This is a genomic window from Rhodococcus sp. BP22 (assembly GCF_014281965.1).
Taxonomy (GTDB): Bacteria; Actinomycetota; Actinomycetes; order Mycobacteriales; family Mycobacteriaceae; genus Rhodococcoides.
Genome location: NZ_JACFTB010000003.1, coordinates 242908 through 260554, shown reverse-complemented (window position 1 = coordinate 260554; position 17647 = coordinate 242908). Strand labels below are relative to the sequence as shown.

Annotated in this window: 11 protein-coding genes; 3 read left to right on the top strand and 8 right to left on the bottom strand. The window is 62.5% G+C overall.

Annotated elements, in window-relative coordinates; genetic code table 11:
• Nucleotides 1-9: 9 nt before the first annotated feature.
• Complete coding sequence (locus H2510_RS08585) at nt 10-519, top strand: histidine phosphatase family protein (protein ID WP_186627880.1); 510 nt, start codon at nt 10-12, stop codon at nt 517-519.
• Here the strand turns inward: H2510_RS08585 and H2510_RS08580 are convergent.
• Both H2510_RS08580 and H2510_RS08575 read right to left on the bottom strand, forming a co-directional pair.
• Nucleotides 516-719 (bottom strand): hypothetical protein, encoded by a 204-nt coding sequence (locus tag H2510_RS08580; protein ID WP_186627879.1) that lies wholly within the window; start codon nt 717-719, stop codon nt 516-518. The two genes, H2510_RS08585 and H2510_RS08580, sit on opposite strands and share 4 nt — an antisense overlap.
• Before the next feature lie 55 nt (nt 720-774).
• Complete coding sequence (locus tag H2510_RS08575; RefSeq protein WP_186627878.1) at nt 775-1767, bottom strand: MsnO8 family LLM class oxidoreductase; 993 nt, start codon at nt 1765-1767, stop codon at nt 775-777.
• A gap of 140 nt (nt 1768-1907) precedes the next feature.
• Here H2510_RS08575 and H2510_RS08570 point away from each other — a divergent pair, with 140 nt between their 5' ends.
• Complete coding sequence (locus H2510_RS08570; RefSeq protein WP_186627877.1) at nt 1908-2285, top strand: VOC family protein; 378 nt, start codon at nt 1908-1910, stop codon at nt 2283-2285.
• Nucleotides 2286-2290: 5 nt separating this feature from the next.
• On the opposite strand, the gene H2510_RS08565 is transcribed toward H2510_RS08570, so the two are convergent.
• Nucleotides 2291-3235, bottom strand: coding sequence for an endonuclease/exonuclease/phosphatase family protein (locus H2510_RS08565; RefSeq protein ID WP_186627876.1), 945 nt, complete (start codon nt 3233-3235; stop codon nt 2291-2293).
• A gap of 165 nt (nt 3236-3400) precedes the next feature.
• Between H2510_RS08565 and H2510_RS08560 the strand changes: the two genes are divergently transcribed.
• Nucleotides 3401-5023 carry a GMC oxidoreductase gene (locus H2510_RS08560; protein ID WP_186627875.1) on the top strand — a complete coding sequence of 541 codons (1623 nt, stop codon included), beginning with the start codon at nt 3401-3403 and terminating at the stop codon, nt 5021-5023.
• 134 nt (nt 5024-5157) lie between these two features.
• On the opposite strand, the gene H2510_RS08555 is transcribed toward H2510_RS08560, so the two are convergent.
• The 5 genes from H2510_RS08555 to H2510_RS08535 form a co-directional block, all read right to left on the bottom strand.
• Nucleotides 5158-9114 (bottom strand): DNA-directed RNA polymerase subunit beta', encoded by a 3957-nt coding sequence (locus tag H2510_RS08555; RefSeq protein WP_186627873.1) that lies wholly within the window; start codon nt 9112-9114, stop codon nt 5158-5160.
• Between the two features lie 110 nt (nt 9115-9224).
• A complete protein-coding gene (gene rpoB, locus H2510_RS08550) occupies nt 9225-12731 on the bottom strand; it encodes a DNA-directed RNA polymerase subunit beta (RefSeq protein ID WP_136171201.1) in 3507 nt (1168 codons plus the stop codon).
• 575 nt (nt 12732-13306) lie between these two features.
• Nucleotides 13307-15868, bottom strand: a complete 2562-nt coding sequence (locus H2510_RS08545; RefSeq protein ID WP_186627872.1) for an aminotransferase class III-fold pyridoxal phosphate-dependent enzyme — start codon at nt 15866-15868, stop codon at nt 13307-13309.
• 181 nt (nt 15869-16049) lie between these two features.
• Entirely contained in the window at nt 16050-16829 is a 780-nt protein-coding gene (locus H2510_RS08540; protein WP_186627871.1) for a hypothetical protein, read from the bottom strand.
• A 71-nt stretch (nt 16830-16900) separates the two neighbouring features.
• Entirely contained in the window at nt 16901-17632 is a 732-nt protein-coding gene (locus H2510_RS08535; protein WP_186627870.1) for a hypothetical protein, read from the bottom strand.
• Nucleotides 17633-17647: the final 15 nt, after the last annotated feature.

Below are 17647 nucleotides of genomic sequence, written 5' to 3'. Positions count from 1 at the left end.
GGTGGATCGATGGCCGAACTGCGCACCCTCGTACTCATGCGACATGGTAAATCCGGCTACCCGGAAGGGACGCCGGATCACGATCGCCCCCTCGCAGAACGTGGCCAGCGCGAGGCAGCACTCGCAGGCCGCTGGATAGCCGAGAACGTCGGCAACATCGACGCCGTCGTATGCTCCACTGCCACCCGCACCCGAGAAACCTTGATCGCGACGGGCATCGATGCGCCGGTGCGATTCGAACAACGGATCTACGGCGGCTCTCCCGAAGAAGTTATCGAGGAAGCCACGCTGACCGAAGCTGCCATTTCGACCCTGCTCATAGTCGGACACGCACCCGGAATCCCCTGGACGGCACTGGAACTGGCGTCGGAAAACGAGTCCTCGGCTATCGATGCCATCACCATGAAGTTCCCGACGTCAGCCATCGCCGTGCTGACCACCGCAACGCCGTGGACCGAACTGGGGCCGGGCACGTGCTCGCTCACGCAGTTTCACGTCCCCCGGGAAACGACGGACTAGCTGCGCAACTCGGCGACGACCAGGCCGACGACACCGATCGCGAGAAGTAGAACCACTGCGGTTCCGAATCCGGCGAGCCACCATACGAGACCGAAAACGACCAAGGCAGGCGCCGCAGCGATCACCGCGATAAGCGGGTTCTCACGCACTGTCTCGAGCGCGGATTGTGCATGAACTCTGTCCAGCTTTTTGCCTGCCATGACGACCTCTCCGGTAACTGATTCGCCTCTTTCTTCACTGTACTGCGCAACACCTTCACCCGGCGATGGCTCGAGACGACAGCGAGGGAGCGAACAGCTTCCATAGTTCGGCGTCGGCCATCGCCAGCGCGGTTCGGTCGTACGTCGAGGTCGACGCCAGGATCTCGTCGGCGTCGGTGCGCTCGATCAGCTCGTCGAGACGAGTGGCGACTTCGTGGGCAGTGCCGTGCACCGATGAATCGATCGAACGTTCCACCCGCTCCCGCGTACGAATGGGCGCGGCGTCGAGATCGATATCTCGGGCAGGAACGAGCGGTGGAAACTCACCGGTATTCCTCGATTGAGCCATTGCCCAGGCCTCGGGCAGCATCAACTCGCGAGCGCGGGCTGCCGAGTCCGCGATCATGATGTCGAGCGAGACGATGACGCGCGGGTTCGGCGTGAGCTCGGTGGCGCGGAACTGACGTCGATAAGCTGCGATCTCGGCACCGTCGCCCCAGAGAATCGGGCCGCCGACCACCACCGGCAATCCCGCTTTCGCTGCTATCGCCAACCCCTTCCCAGTTGCCAGGACGTACATCGGTGGGGCAGGAACTGCCGGCCTGACCGTCACCGGGCCCGTCCCGTCGAGATATCCCGCGAGTTCGGCCAGATCGTCGGCGAATGTATCTGCTTCCTCACGACCGGTTCGGAGCGCGCGGCGGACAGGTTCGGTGAAGCCGAGCGAACGCCCGAGACCCACGTCCACACGCCCCGGGTAGAGAGCGGCGAGCATCGCGAACTGCTCGGCCACGACGAACGGCTGATGGTTCGGCAACATGACGCCACCGGAACCGAGCCGGATCCGCGAGGTATGGGCGCCGATTGCCGCGAGCAACACCGACGGGGCACCACTGGCGATACCGGGAACGCCGTGATGCTCTGCCACCCAGAACCGATGGTAACCAAGCTGTTCGGCGTGGACAGCGCGCTCGATCGAGCCGGCCAAAGCAGACGCGTCGTCGAAACCTGTCCTCGTGCGAGAGCGGTCGAGTATGGACAGAAGCACACCAGCGTCAACAGTTCATCGGGTCTGCATATTTCTCCGGCCAGCAGTGTTCACCTGACGAACACTCGACTCGCGGACCGAAACTGTCCGCAATACTTGGCAGGCTTGATGTCACCACAACGAAAGGGAGCGAACGAAATATGGACATCAAACTCGAACTCGTCATGATCCCGGTGAGCGACGTCGACCGAGCCAAGGACTTCTACGTCAAGATCGGATTCAACGCAGACTACGACGAGCGCCCGACGGAGGGGATCCGCTTCGTACAGCTGACCCCACCCGGATCCGCCTGCTCCATCGCCATCGGCGAAGGCATCACCACAGCTGCACCTGGAAGCGTGGAGGGAATGCAGGTCGTCGTCGCCAGCGCCGAACAGGCGCGCAAGCACCTCATCGCAGCAGGCCTCGACGTCGACCCCGTCGTCGACATGGGATGGGGCAAGTTCGTGTTCTTCGCCGATCCCGACGGAAACAAATGGGCAGTCCAAGAACTCCCGGACTACGCCCACACAGACTGACCGCCTCAGGGCGCGCGTAGCAGCAAGTCCGCGCGGATGCCGCGGTGATCGGAGCCAGGAAGCTCGACGACTCCCACATCGATCACCGCGGCGTCGCTGACGAGAATATGGTCGATCGCTATCAACGGCGGGTACCACGCGTCTGCAGAATACGTAGCCAAGTGACCAGCGCCGACCTCCATCGCGGCGTCACGATAACGATCGCTCAGCAAGTCTCGGTACCTCTTGTGGTCGAACGTCGCATTGAAATCCCCCGACACCACCACCGGGCCCTCGTCGAGCGGGATCTTGTCCATCAACTGCCTGAGCGCGGCAAGTTCGCGCACCCACGCCGATGGGTGCCGTGGCCACGGCGGCACCGGGTGCACCGCAAACACGAGCGGCCATGGACCATCGGGGACCTGCACCCGCGCCGAGAGCAATTCGGTGATGTAGCCATCGTGCCGAGTCTCGTCACCGATGGGATATCGCGAGTAGATTCCGGTCCCATTTCCACCTGACGCAGCGCTGACGAACGTGTAAGGAAGGCGTTCGAGAATTCCCGCCGCAACGAGCCCCTCGTGCGCCGAACGAGTCAACTCGACCACGGTCAGCACATCGGGCGCGTGAGCATCCACTGCAGTCACAACAGCACCCGGATCAGCCTCACCCAGCAGGATGTTGGCACTCATCACACCGAACGGCGTGCCCTGAGCGCCGCGCTTACGAAGCCGCGACCGCATCAATGGGAACTGAGTCGAGAATGCAACTGCGACAACCAACGACCCTGCTACGACGCCCCACCACCCGGCACCCACACCGAGAAGCACCGCACCCGGAACCGCCGCCACCATGAGAAGACGAGCAAGCGCGGCCGCAACGGCCATGAACTGACCCGTCGAATCGACAAGATGCGCGGCAATGCCCAGCAACGCGACCGCAACGAATACGGCCCCCAGAACGATGATCATTCGAGCCAGTGTCCCAGGCACACCTGTGGAAGAGCTGGCAAAACCTGTTCACCCCGGGCTGCTCCTGACAAATCTCACGCAATCCGAAAGACCAGTCGCTTTTCTGCTGCGCAATGAGGAACAATGGCCGACGAGTCGCGACCGAATTCAAGGGACAAAACACACGTGAAACGCAGGCAACTCCTTCAACTGGCAGCAGCAGGGCTCGTTGGACTTACCGCACCTCCACTTCTGTCCGGAACACGAGCACACGCGATCCCCATCGGCGTCGGCTCCATCCGGTCACTCGTCCCAGAAATCTTCGCCGAACCGCCACGACCGCCGGAGCACTCGTCGGTCATCGTCATCGGTTCCGGCTTCGGTGCCAGCGCAGCCGCGCTACGCCTCGCGCAGGCTGGTAGTCAGGTCACCGTCCTCGAACGCGGTCTACGCTGGCCGAGGGACCCATGGCGCGAGATCTTCACCGCCGACATGACCGCCGACGGCCGTGGCCTGTGGCAACAAGATTCGTTCACCAACATCACCGGCCTACCGGTCGGGCCCGTGGACAGGTTCGGCGGTGTACTCGACACCACCCGCTTCGAGAACCTCTCCGTCTGGCGCGGCGCCGCTGTCGGCGGAGGATCCATCGTCTACACCGGCGTCACGATCGCACCGGAACGCCGATTCTTCGACCTCTCCTTCGGCGGCAGGCTCAGCTACGACGACATGGCCGGAACCTGGTACCCCAAGGCCCGATCGATGCTGATGCCGTCACAGATGCCCGGGGACATCTACAACAGCGAAAATTTCGCGCACTCCCGCACCTGGGACGACCACGCCCGACGCGCCGGTTACCAACCCGAGCGAGTCGACGGAAACTGGAACTGGAACGTCCTGCGCGACGAGATGACCGGGCGGTCCCGCCCGTCCGCAACCGTCGGAGCAAGCACCTTCGGAAACTCCAACGGCGCCAAGCACGATCTGACCCAGAACTACATCCCGCAGGCCGAGAACACCGGACGAGCAACCGTCTGCCACAGCCACGAAGTCGCCTCGATCGGCACTGAATCCGGCGGCCGCTACCGCGTCGAGGTACGACGCCTCGACGCGGTAGGCAACATTCTCGAAACCCGTACGCTCACGTGCGACAAACTCGTACTCGGAGCCGGATCGATCGGCACCACAGAGCTTCTCGTGCGTGCGCAGGCAACCGGCACCTTGGGCAATCTGAACGAGTTCGTCGGTCGCGGTTGGGGCACCAACGGCGACGCCTCGATGACGCGATCGCTCGGACCTGCTGCAGGCGTTCCGCAAGGCGCACCGTGCGCCTCCCGAATCGTCGACGATTCCGGACTCCCCCTCACCGTCGAGAACTGGTATGTCCCAGGCGTACCCACGGACCTCGGCTTCATCGGCTCGCTCGGCATGACGATCGACCCACTGCGGGCCGACTTCCAGTACAACGCCGCCACCGACTCGATGACGCTCAACTGGCCGAAGGGCGGCAGCCGTGACACCGTCGAAGCACTACGCGCAGTGCAGAACAAGATGGCTCAGGCCGGCGGCACCGTGGTCTCCGCGGAACCGTTCACCCGCGACGTCGACGACACCTTCACCGCCCACCCACTCGGTGGTGCGGTCCTCGGCGACGTCACCGACTCGTACGGACGCGTCAAAGGACACGAAGGACTCTATGTCGTCGACGGCGCCCTGATCCCCGGCAGTACGGGCGCAGCCAACCCCTCGCTCACCATCACCGCCCTGGCCGAACGGAACATCGCGAAAGTGATTGCCGACGGTCGGTAGTTCGATTCGAACCCGGCGCCACCCGTGCACGAAAAAGCCCCGCCTCCCGACCGAAGTCGGAGTGCGGGGCTTGATTCGTTGTCGCACAAAGAGGCCCCGCACCCAGTAGGTGCGGGGCCTCTTGGCGTTACTGGCTAGCGGTACTCGTTGGAGAAGCCGTAGTCGTCGAGCGGCACTGCTGCGCCGGTGTTGGCTCCGAAGCCATCCGGGCTGTAGTACTGATCGTCGTACGACGGCACCGCGTATGCCGCGGCACGCGCCTCTTCGGTCGGCTGCACCTGGATGTTCCGGTACCGGTTGATGCCGGTACCAGCCGGGATGAGCTTTCCGATGATGACGTTCTCCTTCAGACCTATGAGCTTGTCGCTACGGCAGTTGATCGCCGCATCGGTAAGCACACGAGTGGTCTCCTGGAAGGACGCTGCAGACAGCCACGAATCGGTTGCCAGCGAGGCCTTGGTGATACCCATCAGGACCGGACGTCCGGCTGCGGGCTCGCCACCTTCGGACACGACGCGACGGTTCGACGCCTCGAATTCGCTGCGCTCGGTAAGTGAACCGGGCAGGAATTCGGTGGAGCCGGAGTCGATGATCGTGACACGACGGAGCATCTGGCGCACGATCGTCTCGATGTGCTTGTCGTGAATCGACACACCCTGCGACCGGTACACCTCCTGGACCTCGTTGACCAGGTGGATCTGAACCTGGCGAGGACCCATCACGCGCAGAACCTCATGCGGATCGGCAGCACCTTCCATGAGCTGCTGGCCAACCTCGACGTGGTCACCGTCCGACAGAAGTCGCTCGGTGCCGTCGTCGTGCTTGAAAGCACGCAGACGCTGACGCTTGGAGAGCTTGTCGTAGACAACCTCCTCACCGCCGTCGTCCGGGACGATGGTGATCTTGTAGAAACGATCTCCGTCCTCGAGCTGGATGCGACCCGACACGTCCGCGATCGGAGCCTTGCCCTTCGGCACACGTGCCTCGAACAGTTCCTGCACGCGAGGCAGACCACCGGTGATGTCATCTCCGGCGACACCACCCTGGTGGAAGGTACGCATGGTCAACTGAGTACCGGGCTCACCGATCGACTGTGCGGCGACGATACCGACAGCCTCACCGATGTCGACCAGCTTGCCGGTGGCCATCGAACGGCCGTAGCAAGTGGCGCAGACGCCGGTACCGGTGGTGCAGGTCAGGACCGAACGAACCTTGACCGACGTGACGCCCGCTTCGAGCAACGCATCGATGGCCGGGTCGCCGAGGTCATGTCCACGAGCGACGATGACCGTGCCGTTCGCGTCGACAGCATCGCTCGCCAACGTGCGGGCGTACGTGCTGGTCTCGACGTGAGCGTCGCGGATCATCGTGCCATCGGCAAGCTTCTCGGCGATGGTCGTGTTGATGCCGCGCTCGGTGCCACAGTCGGTTTCCCGAACGATGACATCCTGCGAGACGTCGACGAGACGACGGGTCAGGTAGCCCGAGTCAGCGGTACGAAGTGCCGTATCCGCCAGACCCTTACGAGCACCGTGCGTGTTGATGAAGTACTCGAGGACCGTCAGGCCTTCCTTGAAGGAAGACTTGATCGGACGCGGGATGAACTCACCCTTCGGGTTGGTCACCAGGCCCTTCATGCCGGCGAGCGACCGCACCTGAGTCATGTTTCCGGCTGCGCCGGACTTCACGATCATCGGGATGGGGTTGTCGTCGGGGAAGTGTGCCTCCATGGCCTTACCGACCTGCTCGGTCGCGTCCTGCCAGATCTTGACCAATGCAGAGTTGCGCTCGATCTTGTCGAGTGCGCCACGCTGGTACTTCTTCTCGATCTGATCGGCCTGCGCCTCGAAGGTCTCCATGATCGCCGGCTTCTCCGGCGGCACGAGGACATCGGAGATGGAGATCGTGACACCCGAGCGCGTGGCCCAGTAGAAGCCTGTGTCCTTCAGCTTGTCGACGGTCTGCGCAACAACGATCATCGGGTAACGCTCGGCGAGATCGTTGATGATCGTCGCCTGACGCTTCTTCGGCATCTGCTCGTTGACGAACGGGTAGTCCGCCGGCAGCAGCTCGTTGAAGAGAACGCGTCCCAATGTCGTTTCCGCGATCCAAGCCTCGCCACGACGCCAACCGTCGGGGAAACGCTCGGTCTCGATGTCGCGCGGCGGACGCTGCAGCGTCAACCGAACCTTGATCAACGACTGCACGGTGAGCGAACCGCGGTCGACGGCCATCTGGGCCTCGGCCGGGCTGGAGTACGCACCGAACTCGGCATGGTCAGTCTTGGCGTCGGCACGTTCACCGATGGCACCGTCGTCGAGACGAGTCAAGTGGAACAGACCCGTGACCATGTCCAGACGCGGCATGGCGAGCGGACGGCCCGACGCAGGCGAGAGGATGTTGTTCGAGGACAGCATCAAGATGCGTGCCTCGGCCTGAGCCTCTGCGGACAGCGGCAGGTGAACAGCCATCTGGTCACCGTCGAAGTCGGCGTTGAACGCCTCACACACGAGCGGGTGCAGCTGGATTGCCTTGCCCTCGACGAGCTGTGGCTCGAACGCCTGGATGCCCAACCTGTGCAGGGTAGGTGCACGGTTCAGCAGCACCGGGTGCTCGGCAATGACCTCTTCGAGGACATCCCACACCTGCGGACGCTGACGCTCGACCATGCGCTTGGCCGACTTGATGTTCTGCGCATGGTTGAGATCCACCAGGCGCTTCATCACGAACGGCTTGAACAGCTCGAGTGCCATCAGCTTCGGCAGACCACACTGGTGCAGCTTGAGCTGAGGACCGACGACGATCACGGAACGACCCGAGTAGTCGACGCGCTTGCCGAGGAGGTTCTGACGGAAGCGACCCTGCTTGCCCTTGAGCAAGTCGGACAGCGACTTCAGCGGACGGTTACCCGGTCCGGTGACCGGACGTCCACGACGGCCGTTGTCGAACAGTGCGTCGACCGACTCCTGCAGCATCCGCTTCTCGTTGTTGACGATGATCTCGGGAGCACCGAGATCGATCAGACGCTTGAGGCGGTTGTTGCGGTTGATGACACGGCGGTACAGGTCGTTGAGGTCGGACGTCGCGAAACGTCCACCGTCGAGCTGAACCATCGGGCGAAGCTCCGGTGGGATGACCGGAACAGCGTCGAGCACCATGCCCATCGGCGAGTTGCGGTTGTTCTGGAAGGCCGCGACGACCTTCAGACGCTTGAGCGCGCGAAGCTTCTTCTGGCCCTTGCCGCTACGAATGGTCTCGCGCAGCGACTCTGCCTCGGCGTCGATGTCGAAGGTCTGCATGAGCTTCTGGATCGACTCGGCACCCATGGCGCCCGTGAAGTACTCGCCGTACCGGTCGATGAGCTCGCGGTAGATGAGCTCGTCGACGATGAGCTGCTTCGGGGTCAGCTTCGTGAACGTAGTCCAGATCTCTTCCAGACGATCCAGCTCGCGCTGCGAACGGTCGCGCAGCTGACGCATTTCGCGCTCGCCGCCGTCCTTCACCTTGCGACGTACGTCCGACTTGGCGCCCTCGGCTTCGAGCTCGGCGATGTCGGCCTCGAGCTTCTGCGCACGAGCTTCGAGGTCGGCGTCACGCTGATCGGCGACAGACTTCTTCTCGACCTCCATCTCGGCCTCGAGAGTCGACAGCTCGTTGTGACGGAGCTCGTCGTCGACCGTCGTGATGACGTAGGCGGCGAAGTAGATGATCTTTTCGAGATCCTTCGGAGCCAGGTCGAGCAGGTAACCCAGACGTGAAGGCACACCCTTGAAGTACCAGATGTGCGTGACGGGAGCGGCGAGTTCGATGTGACCCATGCGCTCACGACGCACCTTGGCGCGAGTGACCTCGACGCCACAACGCTCACAGATGATGCCCTTGAACCGGACACGCTTGTACTTACCGCAGTAGCACTCCCAGTCCCGAGTGGGGCCGAAGATCTTCTCGCAGAAGAGGCCGTCCTTCTCGGGCTTGAGCGTGCGGTAGTTGATAGTCTCCGGCTTTTTGACCTCACCGTAGGACCACTGACGGATGTCGTCCGCAGTGGCGAGGCCAATGCGAAGTTCATCGAAGAAGTTGACGTCGAGCACGTAACTTCCTTTCCCCGTTATGGGTGTTGTACCAAACTGCCATTGAGAACAGTCATATGAGAAAGAGCGCCCTCGGGCCTGCGATAACCGCAGGCCCGAGGACCGTAGAACTACTGAGCGAGGTCGTCGACCGTTGCAGCTTCGTTGCGGGAGAGGTTGATTCCCAGGTTGGCCGCGGCACGCTCGAGGTCCTCGTCGTCACCGTCGGCCATCGTGATGGCAGCGCCGTCCGAGGACAGCACCTCCACATTGAGGCACAGTGACTGGAGCTCCTTGAGGAGCACCTTGAAGGACTCTGGGATACCGGGCTCGGGAATGTTCTCGCCCTTGACGATCGCTTCGTACACCTTCACGCGGCCGACAACGTCGTCCGACTTGATGGTGAGAAGCTCCTGCAGCGTGTACGCAGCGCCGTAGGCCTGCATGGCCCAGCACTCCATCTCACCGAAGCGCTGTCCACCGAACTGCGCTTTACCGCCGAGGGGCTGCTGAGTGATCATCGAGTACGGCCCGGTCGAACGAGCGTGGATCTTGTCGTCGACCAAGTGGTGCAGCTTGATGATGTACATGTAGCCCACGGACACCGGGTACGGGAACGGCTCGCCGGAACGGCCGTCGAACAAGGTGGCCTTTCCGTCCGGACCGACCATCTGCTCGCCGTCACGGTTGGGAATCGTGCTGGCCAGCAGGCCGGTCAGCTGATTCTCCTTGGCGCCGTCGAACACCGGGGTAGCGATATTGCTGTCCGCGGGTGCCGAGAGCATCTCCTCCGGAAGGCGCTCGGCCCAATCGGGCCGGGTGCCGTCCGTGGCCACTTGAACATTCCAGCCGGTCTTGCCGATCCACCCGAGGTGGGTCTCCAAGATCTGACCGATGTTCATACGACGCGGAACGCCGTGAGTGTTGAGGATGATGTCGATCGGGGTGCCGTCGGACAGGAAAGGCATGTCCTCCTGCGGGAGGATCTTGCCGATGACGCCCTTGTTACCGTGCCGGCCTGCGAGCTTGTCGCCGTCCTGAATCTTGCGCTTCTGGGCGACGTACACGCGGACCAACTCGTTGACGCCGGGAGGCAGATCGTCGTCGTCGTCGCGTGAGAACACGCGAATGCCGATGACCTTTCCGTTCTCGCCGTGCGGAACCTTGAGGGAAGTATCGCGAACCTCGCGAGCCTTCTCACCGAAGATGGCACGCAGGAGACGCTCTTCCGGGGTCAGCTCGGTCTCGCCCTTCGGCGTGACCTTTCCGACCAGCACGTCGCCGTCACGAACTTCGGCACCGATACGGATGATGCCGCGCTCGTCGAGGTCAGCGAGGACCTCATCGGACACGTTCGGAATGTCGCGAGTGATCTCCTCGGCACCGAGCTTGGTGTCGCGGGCATCGATCTCGTGCTCCTCGATGTGAATCGAGGTGAGAACGTCCTCTTCCACGAGACGCTGCGAAAGAATGATCGCGTCCTCGTAGTTGTGGCCTTCCCACGGCATGATCGCCACGAGCAGGTTCTTGCCGAGCGCCATTTCACCGTCTTCGGTGCATGGGCCGTCGGCGAGGACCTGACCGGACTCGACGCGCTGACCCTCGTCCACGATCGGACGCTGGTTGGCACACGTGCCCTGGTTGGAACGCGCAAACTTGCGCATCCGGTAGGTCTTGCGGCTACCGTCGTCGGCCATGACCGTGACGTAGTCGGCGGAGACCTCTTCGACCACACCGGTCATTTCGCTGATCACGACGTCGCCTGCATCGACTGCGGCGCGCAGTTCCATGCCGGTACCGACGATCGGCGATTCGCTGCGTACCAGCGGAACAGCCTGACGCTGCATGTTCGCACCCATCAGGGCACGGTTGGCATCGTCGTGCTCGAGGAACGGAATCATCGCGGTTGCGACCGAGACCATCTGGCGCGGTGAAACGTCCATGTAGTCGATGTCCGAAGACGACACGAACTCGACCTCGCCACCCTTACGGCGAACAAGAATCTTGTCCTCGACGAAATGGTCGCTGTCGTCCAGAGGCGCGTTGGCCTGTGCGAGCGTGTGGCGATCCTCTTCATCGGCCGTCAGGTAATCGACATCGTCGGTGACCTGACCGTCGACGACCTTGCGGTACGGGGTCTCGATGAAGCCGAACGGATTGACCCGTGCGTATACCGACAGCGAACCGATCAGGCCGATGTTCGGGCCTTCAGGGGTCTCGATGGGGCACATACGGCCGTAGTGCGACGGGTGAACGTCACGGACCTCGAGGCCGGCGCGCTCACGAGAGAGACCACCCGGTCCGAGAGCCGACAGGCGACGCTTGTGCGTCAGACCCGACAGCGGGTTGTTCTGGTCCATGAACTGCGACAGCTGGGAGGTTCCGAAGAACTCCTTGATCGCGGCGACGACGGGACGGATGTTGATCAGGGTCTGCGGCGTGATGGCCTCGACATCCTGAGTCGTCATACGTTCACGAACGACGCGCTCCATGCGGGAAAGCCCCACGCGGATCTGGTTCTGAATCAGCTCACCGACGGTACGGAGACGACGGTTACCGAAGTGGTCGATATCGTCGACCTCGACGGGAACCTCGACACCATCCGGTGCCGTCATCGAGGTGTCACCTGCGTGCAAACGCACGAGGTACTCGATGGTGGCGACGATGTCTTCTTCAGTGAGCGTCGAAGCGACGATCGGCTGACCTGCATTGAGGCCGAGCTTCTTGTTGATCTTGTAACGACCCACGCGAGCGAGGTCGTAGCGCTTGTCCTTGAAGAACAAGTTCTCCAGGAGCGTCTGCGCGCTCTCCTTCGTGGGCGGCTCGCCCGGACGCAACTTGCGGTAGATATCGAGAAGCGCCTCGTCGGTACCGGCTGTGTTGTCCTTCTCCAGCGTGGCCATGAGGATCTCGGAGAAGCCGAAGCGCTCCGTGATCTGCTCCGTGGACCAGCCGAGAGCCTTCAGCAGCACCGTGACGGGCTGGCGACGCTTACGGTCGATACGAACACCGACGGTGTCGCGCTTGTCTACGTCGAACTCCAACCAGGCACCGCGACCAGGAATGACCTTGACGCTGTGCAGGTCCTTCTCCGTCGTCTTGTCGACCGAATGATCGAAGTAGACGCCTGGAGAGCGGACGAGCTGGGAGACGACGACACGCTCGGTGCCGTTGATAATGAACGTGCCCTTGCCGGTCATCATGGGGAAATCACCCATGAAGACCGTCTGGCTTTTGATCTCACCGGTGTTGTTGTTGATGAACTCGGCCGTCACGAACAATGGCGCCGCGTACGTCATGTCCTTGTCTTTGCACTCGTCCATCGAGGCCTTGACCTCGTCGAACCGTGGATCAGAGAAGGAAAGGGACATAGAGCCCGAGAAGTCCTCGATCGGGGACAGCTCGGTCAGGATGTCCTCGAGACCGCCGGAGACACCACTGTCTCCGCGCGCGGCGGCACGGTCGCGCCAACTCTGCGCACCTACCAGCCATTCGAAAGAGTCCGTCTGTACATCTAGGAGACCGGGTACCTCCAACGGCTCGCGAATATTCGCGAACGAAACCCTCCTCGGGGCTCCCGGTGTTCCGACAACTGCCTTGGTCTGGCTAGAGACTGCCAAGATGCGTCCTTCCAGCACCTCACGCGGGCCGCTCGTGCAGTGCGACCGCCGCTGTATCTGCTTGCTTAATGTGGGGCGAATTCGCTGGTCACAACCCGAACGAATCCCCATCACAACACCGACGAAGTAATCACTTCGCAGCACAGCAATCGAGAGGTGGACAGGAGGCACCCAGCGCAACGTCCAAAGGTACCCCATACGTGCGCACGGCGCAACAGGGGCATCAAAAGTAGCACCCGGGATTCGATCCTGCGAGGCCCTGAGAACGGCGAGTCGCAGACCGTGCGTTCGACCGAACACTCCGGTCGTTCACCGCGGGGGTGCTTACGACGACAAGACTGGACCCTGCGCGCCCGCGCGTCAAGAGGGCCGGTCGGCGAGTCTGCGTTCCATGCGTATTCCATGCGCTTTCCATGCGCTTTACAGTCCGGTTTGGCCGAACCGAGGCGCACCTCACCCCACCATCGCTTCGATGTGCCATTCATACGATCAGATGACTTGGGTGCGCCATTCAAGCGATAGGGCCGCGACGTACCGGGCGGGCAGCAGCCACTCGACCACGCCCACCCGTCACCACCGCTACCGGCTCGTCCCTACTTCGTCTCGCGCCAGCGGGTCGCCTCTGCCAGCTCGAAACCGTAGCGGTCGGCCAACTCTCCGAGCCGTTCGACATTCGCACCGTCCAGAGCGGTACCGAGGCTACGAAGTTCGAATTGCCGAGACAACGACAACAACATCGTCTCGGCGAAGCATGCGTAAGTCAGGCCAGGTGCGAGGCCGAAAGTAAGACCGAAGTCCGAACCCTCGGGCAGACGCACGATCCCACCGTCGAACACGGTCACGTCGGGGCGGACGAGGCCGACGTCGTAAGGAATGTTCGGCGGCTGAGCGACGTCACACACAATCGCGTTCGGAGCCAGGTCGGCTGCTTCGATCAGCGCGTGGGGGGCCGACGTCGCCGCGATCACGATATGTGCGTGCGCTACGCCCGCCGCCGGGTCATCGAAGAATTCCAGATGCCCTGATCCGATCAAGTCGTCGACCGATCCACCTGCCCGCTCTGCCGCATCGGCCAGTGCACCTCTCCCGCCACGCGCGGCTGCTGCGATTTCGATTGCGGCATCCCACAGCTTCGGGGCAATCTGGCCCCGTTCGCCGGGGCGGCCTACCAAAGTGACGGTGCCGACGTCGGGCGCCAGAGCTCGCGCAATCGTCCGACCGATCGCACCCGCGGCACCGAGGATGGTCACGCGAAGATCTGGAAGGTCGAGCCCCCGCTCAGCGCAGACACGTCGCACCGCGCGGATACTGGCTGCCGCGGTGAACGAATTTCCCGTCGTCACGACACCCGACATCTCACCGAGCGCCAGACCGTTGGCGGTGACCACCGACGAATACCCACCCAGACCTACAACTTCGGCTCCCGCGTCGAAGGCCAACTCCACCGCGGCCGCTACCGATGCCACCGCTACCTCGGGCGGCAACTGGAGTAGCGCCGCAGAGGTGTACGGCAATCCGATCAGGTACCCGTGCGCGGCATCCCCTGAAGTCGGAACGACTCGGCCACTTCCGATGACGAACGGTGACGGATTCAATTCCGAGGTTGCCGAAGCGAATCGATTCAACAGTTCCGCCCGTTCCGCGTGTGTGAATTCGACAAGGGTCGGATCGAACGCGCCGAACACCTCCAAGTTCAGGGGGTGCGCGATGAAGCCGAATCGGTGGTCGTTCTCCTGTGCCGGTATGTGTGGGATCCGCCGTGCCCCCGTCGGATATACCGTCGGCTCCGCTTTGGCCGGCCGTCCGACGAGGTGGCCTATCAGACCGCCCAGATCACCCTCTGCCACGAAGGCGAGGGCGCGATCCAAAGCTGCCACGAATTGACGGCATTCGGAGTCGGACACGGTCAGTGGTGGTTCGACACGAAGTACCCGCGCCCCGAACAGCGTCGGCGCGAGACGTATTCCTTCGACCCGTGACAGGTATGAGGAGATCATCACCGCAAGGTTCTCCTGATGTGCGATGGAGCCGAGGAGCGACTGCACACCCACGAAATTGATGTCGGCCGTCAACTCGACGCCGAGGAGAAGTCCACGCCCACGAACATCGGTGACGACCGACGGATACTTCTGTGCGACCCCTTCCAATTCACGCTTCAACACCTCACCGCAGTCACGGACTCTTCGGACCAGCGCCTGACTGTCGGCAATCAATTCATTCACCACGGCCACTCCGACGCGAGCGGTCAAGGCATTTCCGGCGAACGTCGAAGTGTGACGGAGAGAGAAGCTTTCGCCAACCAACTCAGGCTTGCACAGCACTGCGCCACTGGGCAGAACGCCGCCGCCCAGAGCCTTGGCAAGCGTCAAGATGTCCGGAACTACCGATTCGTGTTCGCAGGCGAACAGCCTTCCAGTTCGCCCCAGCCCGGTCTGCACTTCGTCCACTGCCATGAGAACTCCATGCGCAGAGCAGATTTCACGTACGCGACGCAGGTATCCCTCCGGTGGCGTGATTACCCCACCCTCCCCCTGGATGGGTTCGACCATGAACACCGCGTACTGATCTGGATTGTCGGTGAGCGCTGCGTCGAGCGCGTCACTGTCACCGAACGCAATAGTGGCAAACCCGGGGGCCGGAGCGCCGAAGCCCGCCTGATACTTGGCATTCCCGGTGGCCGACAGTGCGCCGAGGGTTTTTCCGTGAAAGCTGTTGTGGGTACTGAGAACTCCCAGTCGCCCTGTCGCTGATCGTGCGATCTTGATGGCGACCTCCACCGCCTCGGCGCCACTGTTGACAAACGTGACCCGCCCCAGGCCTGCAGGCGCGACAGAGGCCAAACTCGACGCAAGATCCCCGGCCGCAGAGAGCACAGCCGGTTGTACGAAGACGGCCTCACCACTGTTGCGTACGGCGTCCATCGCCTGCCACACAGCTCGAGGATTGTGCCCGAAAGGCAAGGCCCCATATGCGCCCGCGAAATCGAGGTAGCTTCGACCTTCGGCGTCGAACAAGACTGTGCCGTCGCCCCGGACATACTCCGTGTCCAGGTCGACGGCGCTCAACAGCCGCATCAGCTCGGGGTTCACCCGCTCCGAAAATCCGACCCTCCCGGAGGACTGCGTTGAAACTCGTGCACTTGTCGTGTCGGTCATGACTGCTCCGTGATCTCGCGAAACCCGCCCCTGGCCGCCCGCGCACCCCGCGGCGACCTCGAGCAACCAGAGCTCGCCCCACTGCAGGACGCAGTCGCGATGTTAACCGCAGTTTGGACGGACCTTTTGCGTGTATCCGATCCCATGCCCCGATCGGCCCGGCCACGATCCTACGAAAGTGCTACTTGTCCGACAGCGCCGACAACAGCCACTTCCCGTCGACCTTCTCGAGGTTGATGGTGATCGGTCCTTCGGCGTTGCCTTGCGCGACACCTTCTCGAGTCGCACTGACATTCAAGTTCGCAACGAGTTCAGCCTTGTCGTCCTCGAGGATCGTGACACCGATATCGGTCAAGCTGGCCTCTGTCGCTGTCTGGGTCTGCTGAACCGCCGACTTCGTCGTCTCGGCCGCCTCGTTGAAATCGGACAGCATCTGTGGATTGAGGTAGGTTCGCGCCCTGTCGAAATCCTCGTCGATGGTCGTGTCTTTATACGAGTACAAAGTAACGACGGCATCCGTCGCAGCACGAGTGGCCTCGGACGTTGCGCCCTGGTCTACCCAGGCCTGGTTGTCGATGGTCGCACCAGGTCGAAACGCCGCAACCACTGCAAACGCGGCCAGGACGACGGCGACTGTGCCGACCACGATCACCGGTTTCCAGTTGGTTCGTTTCGAAGCGGTGACAGCGCCGACTTTCGGAGCATCGACGGGCTCTGCCGCGTCTGCTTTCTCAGCCTTCGCAATGGACACCTTCGGCGTCGCAGGGGACGTCGTGTCAGCCGCTTCTGTACCGCCTGAGGGGCCGACGCCAGTCGTATTCACCGCTGGAGACGCTTCGCGAATGGCAGAATCCTGCACCTGTGCAGGTTCGCCGCTCTGAGTTCGGTTCGATCCGGCGACCTTCTTGCGGGCCTTGCTGGTGGTGTTGGGTGGAACTATTTTCCGGCGCTGAGGAGGCACTGCGGACAACTCCTTGTGAGATATGTTCTTCGACCGACGCACATGTGGTTCGACGAAACATCCGGACGGGCTTACTGCCCACCGGTTGCGTCGGGTACCGCCGCGGGACCTTCGATTGTGGACGGTGCCGCGTTCGGATCAACCGGCACAGCGTTCGGATCCGTCGGGACTGCGTTCGGATCGACCGGCACTGCATTCGGATTCGTCGGCACCGCGTTCGGATCGCCGGCACCGTTGTCGAGGGCGATTCCGGTCCCTACGGGGTCGACCTTGTTGGCCTTCCACGTACCGTCCACTTCTTCCATGAACAGACGCAAGGTCAGCTTGCTTTTGACTGCGGGGCGATCCGGCCAGGTCGTGGTCGTTGCGATGACCACGAGCGCCGTTGCGGTTCCCTCATCGGCGCTGAGTTCGGTGAGGGTCCCGTGCAGCAGTTCGGCTGAACCTTTGGCACCCGAATTGCGTACTGCGTCGGAAATGGTCGACTGAGTGGAAGTCAGGTCGTTCAACATAGAGTCACCGGTGATAGAGGACTTCATGTCCTCGAACGACTGGTCGATATTGGCTGCGTCGACGGTGTTGAGATTGATCGCCACCTGCTGTGCGCCTGTCAACGCAGAATCTCGGGTGTCGGCGATGGGCTTGTCGACGAAGAGGGCTCGCCCCCAGCCTATTCCGAACCACACCGCAGCGACGAGAGCTGCGACGGCAACGATGGATACGCCGATCAGGACCGGCCTGGCTTTGTTCTTCGACCCAGGGGACGACGGTGTCGCCTCCTGGGTGTCGGTGTTTGACGTCACACTCACAACCCTACT